This window comes from Candidatus Phycosocius spiralis (assembly GCF_030158815.1).
GTDB lineage: Bacteria > Pseudomonadota > Alphaproteobacteria > Caulobacterales > Aquidulcibacteraceae > Aquidulcibacter > Aquidulcibacter spiralis.
Window position 1 is genome coordinate 1 of the sequence record NZ_BPFZ01000029.1, and the last position, 1434, is coordinate 1434.

1 protein-coding gene is annotated in these 1434 nt (G+C 52.0%); it reads left to right on the top strand.

Annotated features, from left to right (window positions below):
- Positions 1–1191, top strand: coding sequence for an elongation factor Tu (tuf, locus tag PsB1_RS11745; RefSeq protein ID WP_284361827.1), 1191 nt, complete (start codon positions 1–3; stop codon positions 1189–1191).
- The last annotated feature ends 243 nt before the right edge of the window (positions 1192–1434 follow it).

A 1434-nucleotide genomic window follows, 5' to 3' on the forward strand; every position in this document is an offset into this window, starting at 1 on the left:
ATGGCAAAGGAAAAGTTTGAACGTACAAAACCGCATTGTAACATTGGCACGATTGGCCATGTTGACCATGGTAAGACGACGCTGACGGCGGCGATTACGATGACATTGGCGAAAGCTGGTGGAGCCAAGGCGATGAGCTATGCGGATATTGATGCGGCTCCGGAAGAAAAAGCGCGTGGGATCACGATCAACACGGCGCATGTGGAATATGAGACGGCGAACCGCCACTATGCTCATGTCGACTGCCCAGGCCACGCGGATTATGTGAAGAACATGATCACGGGTGCGGCCCAGATGGATGGTGCGATTTTGGTGGTTTCGGCTGCGGATGGTCCTATGCCACAAACCCGTGAGCACATTTTGTTGGCCCGCCAGGTTGGTGTGCCAGCTCTTGTTGTGTTTATGAACAAGGTTGACCAGGTTGATGATGAAGAATTGCTAGAATTGGTTGAGATGGAAGTGCGTGAGCTTCTGTCCAGCTATCAGTTCCCCGGCGATGATATCCCCATCACCAAGGGTTCGGCCTTGGCGGCGGTTGAAGGCCGTGATGCGAAAATCGGTGAAGAAGCGATTTTGGCTTTGATGAAGTCGGTGGATGAGTATATTCCCCAGCCAGAGCGTCCATTGGATCGCCCGTTTTTGATGCCAATTGAAGATGTGTTTTCGATTTCGGGCCGTGGGACGGTTGTGACTGGTCGGGTTGAGACGGGTATCATCAAAGTTGGTGAAGAAGTTGAAATTGTGGGCATTCGCGACACCATTAAATCGACGGTGACAGGGGTTGAAATGTTCCGCAAGCTGTTGGATTCTGGACAAGCTGGCGACAATATTGGTGCTTTGTTGCGCGGTGTGGACCGTACGGGGGTGGAGCGTGGGCAAGTTCTTTGTAAGCCAGGCAGCATCAAGCCACATAAGAAGTTTGAAGCAGAAGCCTATATTTTGACCAAGGAAGAAGGTGGTCGTCATACGCCATTTTTCACCAATTATCGCCCACAATTTTATTTCCGTACCACCGATGTGACCGGCATTTGCAAGTTGCCTGAAGGTGTTGAGATGGTGATGCCTGGTGATAATATTAAGATTGTGGTGGAACTGATCACCCCGATTGCGATGACTCAAGGCTTGCGCTTTGCGATCCGCGAAGGCGGTCGTACAGTTGGTGCAGGCGTGGTGGCGAGTGTGGTTGAGTAAGACCTAAGACGATAAGCCTGCACCAACAGATGAATGATTTGCCAGGCCTGGCCTGGCAGGTGGTGCAGGCGTGGTGGCGAGTGTGGTTGAGTAAGACCTAAGACGATAAGCCTGCACCAACAGATGAATGATTTGCCAGGCCTGGCCTGGCAGGTGGTGCAGGCGTGGTGGCGAGTGTGGTTGAGTAAGACCTAAGACGATAAGCCTGCACCAAAACCCAACTAAGGTTCGCAGGCGATTTGA

What these genes read in the sequence shown, in the direction of transcription:
- tuf (WP_284361827.1), top strand. Translation starts at nt 1, where the DNA reads ATGGCAAAGGAAAAGTTTGAACGTACAAAACCGCATTGTAACATTGGC.